This window comes from Acinetobacter sp. YH12251 (assembly GCF_013417465.1).
GTDB classification, from domain to species: Bacteria; Pseudomonadota; Gammaproteobacteria; order Pseudomonadales; family Moraxellaceae; genus Acinetobacter; species Acinetobacter amyesii.
In genome coordinates, this window is sequence record NZ_VPDZ01000011.1 from 163,371 (window position 1) to 169,994 (window position 6,624).

Genomic DNA, 6,624 nt, shown 5'->3' on the forward strand with positions numbered 1-6,624 from the left:
CAGGACTATCGCAGAGAAGGCGTAAAATGCAGTTTTCTCGAAACTATAGAATGCCATGTTGTCCTTATTTCTCAAAAGCTTAATGGGTACCTTTGTTGTGGTATTAATTGCTTTACTGTCTAAAAGTAAGGCGTTTTATATTGCAGGTTTGGTTCCATTGTTTCCGACTTTTGCGTTGATTGCCCATGTGATCGTGGCAAATGATCAGGGTGCAGCCGCATTACAAAAAACTGCACTGTTTGGACTCTGGTCTCTCATCCCGTATTTCATTTATTTATTGATGGTGTACCTGCTCGCAACACGTGTGAGTTTAACGGCATGTTTGAGTGTAGCAACGTTGAGTTGGGTGCTTGCTGCGGCTGTTTTGATTTATGCATGGCAGAGTTTTCAGTAAGCATCAAAAGCCTATATCGATGCTGATTTAGATCAATTTTTTATGGGTTCTAGATCATTTATAAAACTATAGATTTGGCTAAAATTATGATGAATTTCCAATCGTTAAATGTGTGATTTTAAATGTAAGTATTTGAATAATTAATTATAATTCTGACAGAACAGCAAATAATCATGATAAGAGCAAATAATGTTAAAACAATTTTGGGTGATCATCAGCCTCATGTTTTCAAGCCAAATCCTGTGGGCTGAAGACAGTCAAATCCTCGCGTTTGAACAGTTTATTGACCCTGCAGCCGAGCAGCGTTATAGCGTGAGCGTGCCTGCGGTCGGGCAAAATGAACAGCTATGGTCTGTGGTCTATATGGTACTGCAAACCAACCAAGTCCCTGACAATACTGTTCTGGACTTTAAAGTCGTTCCGCAAGGTTTATTGTTGAAAAATAATCCTGCACAAAAAATACAAGAGTATGCTTTTGACGGCGTACAGTTGGCACAGAAAAAAGACTATGTACTGTCCCAATTCTCCGATTTGAGTGAACAACTGGAAGATCAAACTGGCAAGAAAGTGCTGGATGCATCACTCTTTGATACCAGTCGTGCCCATGTATATGCCCGCGTAGAAGATTGGGTGCCTGACTATAATGCACAAGCCACCCAACTGAATATTGAACTGGGTAAACTCAATGAAATGCAGGTGAAAGGGCTGTATTTGATTTTAGGCAAAGGTGAAAAGCCCAAAGATTTATTGGCCATTGCTCAACTTGATCCGATGATCAAATCACAATTTCATTCAGAAGAAATGCAGGAACGCAAAGCAGCGCGCAGTGAATTGCGTGAAGCACGTTTTGCGATTTTTTTGGTGATTATCGCGATGGGGATTTTTCTCGGATGGTATCGTTTTAAACGCTAATGCCTAAAATGATCGTGCAAGGTCATTCTAAAAACCGAATCTAACCATATTAAAAAAGGATCTAAAAGCAATTTTAGATCCTTAAATTTTTATACAGCTTAAATCACAGGTTTATTCAACGGGCCATGTGCGCTGTTGATACGCACTGTCCCAGAACATCCATTCTAATTTTGCGCCGTTCGTATAAGCCGCATGCATTTTTTCACGTGTATCTGCATCACAGCGGGCTGCCACTCGATCAATAGTTTGAATCACGTTTTGCACAGCAATATTGAAGTCTTCACCTGAGTAGGTGTCGATCCATGCTTGGTAAGGGTTATTAGGCACAGATTGGCTGACAATGGCTTTGCCGACTTCAGCATAGATCCAAAAGCAAGGCAGGAGTGAGGCAAGGACTACAGGGTAACTTTCTGACCATGCTGTCGCTGTTAGAAACGAAGTGTAATGATGGCAGGCAAGGGTCAGTGGAGTATTTTCAAACTGTTCTTTGCTGATGTTGAAACCTTGCATAAAGTCGTTGTGCAGACTACGTTCCACCACGATGGCAATTTTTGCTGCTTCAGAAAACTGAATCACATCGTCGGCATCAAACGCCTTGGCTGCACACACTGCAAGTGCACGACCATAGGCCAATAAATAATGGGCATCCTGAATGACATAGTGGCAAAAGGCGTCGCGGCTTAAACTGCCCTGAGCCAATTCCTGATTAAACGGTAGATGGAGAATCTGCTGATATAACGCGGTATTACGTTGCCAAACTTCTTCAGAAAAACGCATTGAACATTCCTGTCGTTAAAAATGAAAGACGGGTCTACACCATGATGCGATGTAATTGAGAGCCTCCATCTTAGAGTGTTTATTCAAAATGTAACGAATAATTTTTGGTTTCAATCCTGAAAAGCGGCATAATTGCGCCATAAACTTAGCTTCAAACTGGGTATTCCCTCATTTTGAAATCTTATTGAATGAATAGGTCGATCTATCATGATGAAACATTTTGGTTTCTCAATCGTCTTTACGATCGTGTGTCTTGCTATTTCTGCATATTGGGGGCTGAATCATGGCCCAAATGCAGGCGTGCAAGCCATGCTGACAGCACTGACCATTACTGCAATTTTGGCAGTGATGGAAGTATCATTGTCATTTGATAACGCTGTAGTGAATGCATCGGTACTCCGTGGTTGGGATCATTTCTGGAAAATGATTTTCTTAACTGTCGGGATCGTGATTGCTGTATTCGGTATGCGTTTGATTTTCCCAATCGTCATTGTTGCTGTAACGGCTGACATGGGCGCTATGGAAGTGGTGCAATTGGCATTGAATAATCCAATTGAATACTCTGCAAAATTGATGGCACATCATGCAGAAATTGCGGCCTTTGGTGGTGCTTTCTTATTGTTGGTGTTCCTGAACTTCTTCTTAGATGAAGGGAAAGATACCCATTGGTTCCGTTGGCTAGAGCGCCGTTTGGCCAATCTTGCAAACGTTCCTGCGATGTCCGTGTTTATTGCCCTAATTGCGTTATTGGTAATGGCAGCAAACGTGGCCGAAGCCTCTCGTCTAGCGGTAGTGATGGCGGGTATCTGGGGGATCGTGGTGTATATCGGTGTCCAAGTACTGAGTCATTTATTGGGTGGTGAACCAGAAGTTGATGAAAACGGTAATGCGGTTGGACATGACGCAAATGGCGTACCGACGGGCGTGATCAAAGCAGGTTTTGGTGGTTTCCTTTACCTTGAAGTACTTGATGCCTCATTCAGTTTTGATGGTGTGATTGGTGCATTTGCGATTACCTCTGATGTCGTAATCATTATGCTCGGTCTTGCTATTGGTGCTATGTTCGTGCGTTCGATGACCATTTACTTAGTAGATAAAGGCACCTTAGATGCTTATATCTTCCTTGAACATGGTGCGCATTATGCGATTGGTGCTTTGGCCTTCATTATGTTGGCAAGTGGCACTGGTCTGCATGTTCCTGAAGTGGTAACGGGTCTAATTGGTGTGGCATTTATTGTTTGGGCTGTGATTGCCTCAATTCAATATAAAAAGCGTCAAGAAAATTTAGGCTAATTTAAATTTGCCTAAAATCTCCCAAAAAGCGCAGCGTCAGCTGCGCTTTTTATTTGTCCAATCATCAGGATATTTAAAATCAATAAAAATCCTGCTTCGCTTTAAGCTGAATGTCCTATAATCCCATTCCAAGATTAATGAATTTTTAACCAGCTATGATGAATGCTCTTGAACGACGCTCAACTTTTGCTTTGAGTAGTATTTTCGCCTTACGTATGCTGGGGCTGTTCATGATTATTCCTGTTTTCTCTGTGGCAGGTCAGCAATATGCAGGGGCAACACCAGCACTTATTGGTTTAGCGGTGGGTGTTTATGGTTTAACCCAAGCGATTTTACAGATCCCGTTTAGTCTAATTGCAGACCGTTATAGTCGTAAACCGTTGGTGGTAATTGGGCTGCTGTTGTTTGCTTTAGGTGGTGCAATTGCTGCAATGTCCGATAGTATCTATGGCGTGATTATCGGGCGTGCGATTGCCGGTGGTGGTGCTGTATCTGCCGTAGTGATGGCTTTGTTAGCCGATGTCACACGTGAAGAACAGCGTACTAAAGCCATGGCCATGATGGGGATGAGTATCGGTTTGTCCTTTGTGGTCGCGTTCAGCCTTGGGCCTTGGCTCACAGGTTTAGTCGGCATCTCGGGTTTATTTTGGGTGACCACCATCATGGGACTTGCCGCGATTGCGATGTTGCTATTGGTACCGAAAGTAACGCGTCATCATAAAAATTTTCAACAAGGTTATCTGACGCAGTTAAAGCAAGTACTGAAAATGCCTGATCTAAATCGTTTACATGTTTCAGTCTTTTCATTGCATTTACTGCTCACAGCGATGTTTATCTATGTGCCGTCTCAGTTGATTGACTTTGCCAATATTCCATTACATTCACATGGTCTGGTGTATTTGCCGCTTTTGGTCGTGAGCCTGTTTTTTGCATTTCCAAGTATTATTTTGGCGGAAAAATATCGCAAAATGCGCGGCATTTTCTTGACCGCCATTGGTGGCATTATTTTAGGATTGGGCATCTTAATTTTTGGTTTCGAATCAAAATATATTTTGCTGACAGGCTTAGGTTTATTCTTTATTGCATTTAATGTGATGGAGGCATTATTACCGTCATGGTTATCGAAAGCGGCTCCAATTCAATCCAAAGCGACTGCCATGGGGGTGAACGCCAGCAGTCAGTTTCTGGGGGCATTTTTTGGTGGTATGATTGGCGGGCAACTTCTGTTGCTAAATGATACGGCAATGGGATGGGGCATCCTGACAGGGCTAGCCATTTTATGGTTGATCATTAGTTTTGGGTTGGCTCAGCCGCGTTATTTATCGTCTATGGTTTTCAGTTTGCCTGAAGATAAAGAAACGGATGAATGGACTTCTCAGCTTTTAGCAATTCGTGGTATTGAAGAAGTTGTGGTGATGTCTGACCAGCAAGTGGCTTATGTAAAAGTGGATAAGCAGCAGATGGATGAATCTGCGCGACAACATTTAACGCACTTGTTAGGGAAAGAGGTAGCCATTTAACCATAACTCTTATAAAGTAAATAATAGAAACAAATAGGAAGAATACGTCTGATGCGTGGTGTAAATAAGGTCATTATTGCTCACTAATAGTTTACTCTAATACTTTACTCTAAGAATGCTGTATATTCATTTATGTTCGTTTCAGTGCTATGTTAAGAAAACATGGTTCATTCAAACAGTTAAGGTGGATATATGGCATATGTTGATTACGCTGATGAAGTAATCTTTGCTGGAAAATCTCATAAAAAATTTCCCCTAATTTTAAATAATGAACACATTATAAATCGCCTCACACTTAAATATTTTCTATCTCAAAGAGTTTTATGGAGCGAAGGTACTTTGCATACCTATACCAAGCATGTATGTGACTTCATTTCTCAGTTAGAACTTGAAAATAAAGAGTGTTCGTTTGATCATATAGATGAGTACTGGTTAGAGGCTTACGCAAATCAAATATCGAATCGGAATCCCGGCTCTGAAGGTTACGTATCACAATTATTATCTAGCGTAATTGATTTCTTGTTTTGGTGTGAAAATAATAATTATTGTAAAAATCTAATAGGAGTAACTTCTAAATTTAAAATAAAAGTTTTTCAGACCAAAAATGGTGTCACCCATAATTTGGTTAAATACTATAACAAACAAGGGGCATCACCTAAAATTGCGCCAAGAGATGAATGGATTGAAACGGTATTAAGTGAAGAATACTTTAAGTCTGAAGATTTAGAAATTCGCTTTAATTTGATGGTTGAGTGGGGACGTAGGTGTGGATTGCGGGCACATGAAATATGTGCGTTAAGCGTTGATCAGATACCGTCAAGGGAGACTCTAGAACAAAATATTATAGAGAAAAATAATTCCTTTATTGAATTGAGTGTAACAAAGGGAAAAAAGAAAGCACGGATTCCGGTGAGTGGAATTTTATTAAAAAAAACGTTGGACTATATTGAATCTGAACGGAATCAGTTAATAAAAAAATTTAAGAATGAAGCACGACTACAGCGTAAGGCATATATTCCACCACAACAGGTATTTATTTCCTCTACAACAGGTCAAGCACTTCATCGTCGAACATTCTCTAATCAACTTAGATCTAGATGGCTGCAAGCTTTGGAAAATGGCAACCTAACACAAGACCAATACGTATGGGTACATGGGTTAAGACATAGATTTGCTACAGATAAGCTTAAAAAAATTTCCCAGCTCAAGCATATTCGTGACCCTCGTGAAGTTACGAAGACGCTTACAAGGCATAGTCATTCTTCAACATTAGATATATATACTGCCAGTATTCATTTGGAAGATATGAATGACTAAGCTAAAGCGTGAACTTATTGTACTAAAACCATTGATAAAAGAATCTATTATAGAATTTCCTAAATTAGAAATTACTGTTGAAGAAAAGACCTATGATATTAGTGATTTAACTAATTTAGAGAATATTCATGCAATAGCTACGGCTTTAAAAATATATTTAAAGGGACAACAGTCTAGCAGAGCTGTCTTTCTGGAATTAAGAAATTTTCTTAGATTTATTTCAAAACATAGTGAAAAAATTGATGAGAAATCAATTATTAAATATAAAAAATCCTTAGATACTAATGATGTGTGCTGAATTAGCAGGAGACTTTCACTTGGGAGATTCTAGGCAGCTAACCGATAAAAGTCTTCTGCCATTTGATTTGGTGTCTTAAAATCCAAGCCTTTTTGAATTCTTCGCTGATTATA

Annotated in this window: 7 protein-coding genes; 6 read left to right on the forward strand and 1 reads right to left on the reverse strand. The window is 40.0% G+C overall.

All coding sequences use genetic code 11. The annotated features are described in order from the left end of the window. The first annotated feature begins 55 nt into the window (after nucleotides 1–55). Complete coding sequence (locus tag FTV27_RS11660; protein WP_180078622.1) at nucleotides 56–394, forward strand: GlpM family protein; 339 nt, start codon at nucleotides 56–58, stop codon at nucleotides 392–394. 189 nt (nucleotides 395–583) lie between these two features. Beyond that, nucleotides 584–1,306, forward strand: a complete 723-nt coding sequence (locus FTV27_RS11665) for a hypothetical protein (RefSeq protein ID WP_180078623.1) — start codon at nucleotides 584–586, stop codon at nucleotides 1,304–1,306. A 111-nt stretch (nucleotides 1,307–1,417) separates the two neighbouring features. On the opposite strand, the gene tenA is transcribed toward FTV27_RS11665, so the two are convergent. After that, nucleotides 1,418–2,083: a thiaminase II gene (tenA, locus tag FTV27_RS11670; protein WP_180078625.1), complete on the reverse strand. Its 666-nt coding sequence runs from the start codon at nucleotides 2,081–2,083 to the stop codon at nucleotides 1,418–1,420. A gap of 207 nt (nucleotides 2,084–2,290) precedes the next feature. Between tenA and FTV27_RS11675 the strand changes: the two genes are divergently transcribed. The 4 genes from FTV27_RS11675 to FTV27_RS11690 all read left to right on the forward strand — a co-directional run bounded on the left by FTV27_RS11675 (nucleotide 2,291) and on the right by FTV27_RS11690 (nucleotide 6,511). Next, entirely contained in the window at nucleotides 2,291–3,376 is a 1,086-nt protein-coding gene (locus FTV27_RS11675) for a DUF475 domain-containing protein (protein ID WP_180035454.1), read from the forward strand. A 155-nt stretch (nucleotides 3,377–3,531) separates the two neighbouring features. After that, nucleotides 3,532–4,896 carry an MFS transporter gene (locus FTV27_RS11680; RefSeq protein WP_111884498.1) on the forward strand — a complete coding sequence of 455 codons (1,365 nt, stop codon included), beginning with the start codon at nucleotides 3,532–3,534 and terminating at the stop codon, nucleotides 4,894–4,896. Between the two features lie 192 nt (nucleotides 4,897–5,088). Continuing rightward, nucleotides 5,089–6,213, forward strand: a complete 1,125-nt coding sequence (locus FTV27_RS11685; protein WP_180078626.1) for a site-specific integrase — start codon at nucleotides 5,089–5,091, stop codon at nucleotides 6,211–6,213. Continuing rightward, nucleotides 6,206–6,511, forward strand: a complete 306-nt coding sequence (locus tag FTV27_RS11690; RefSeq protein WP_180078628.1) for a hypothetical protein — start codon at nucleotides 6,206–6,208, stop codon at nucleotides 6,509–6,511. The genes FTV27_RS11685 and FTV27_RS11690 overlap by 8 nt, the downstream gene beginning before the upstream one ends. Nucleotides 6,512–6,624 lie beyond the last annotated feature (113 nt).

Excerpts from the sequence above, each read along its gene's own strand:
- FTV27_RS11660 (WP_180078622.1), top strand. The coding sequence starts at position 56 with ATGTTGTCCTTATTTCTCAAAAGCTTAATGGGTACCTTTGTTGTGGTA.
- FTV27_RS11665 (WP_180078623.1), top strand. The coding sequence starts at position 584 with ATGTTAAAACAATTTTGGGTGATCATCAGCCTCATGTTTTCAAGCCAA.
- tenA (WP_180078625.1), bottom strand. The coding sequence starts at position 2,083 with ATGCGTTTTTCTGAAGAAGTTTGGCAACGTAATACCGCGTTATATCAG.
- FTV27_RS11675 (WP_180035454.1), top strand. The coding sequence starts at position 2,291 with ATGATGAAACATTTTGGTTTCTCAATCGTCTTTACGATCGTGTGTCTT.
- FTV27_RS11680 (WP_111884498.1), top strand. The coding sequence starts at position 3,532 with ATGATGAATGCTCTTGAACGACGCTCAACTTTTGCTTTGAGTAGTATT.
- FTV27_RS11685 (WP_180078626.1), top strand. The coding sequence starts at position 5,089 with ATGGCATATGTTGATTACGCTGATGAAGTAATCTTTGCTGGAAAATCT.
- FTV27_RS11690 (WP_180078628.1), top strand. The coding sequence starts at position 6,206 with ATGACTAAGCTAAAGCGTGAACTTATTGTACTAAAACCATTGATAAAA.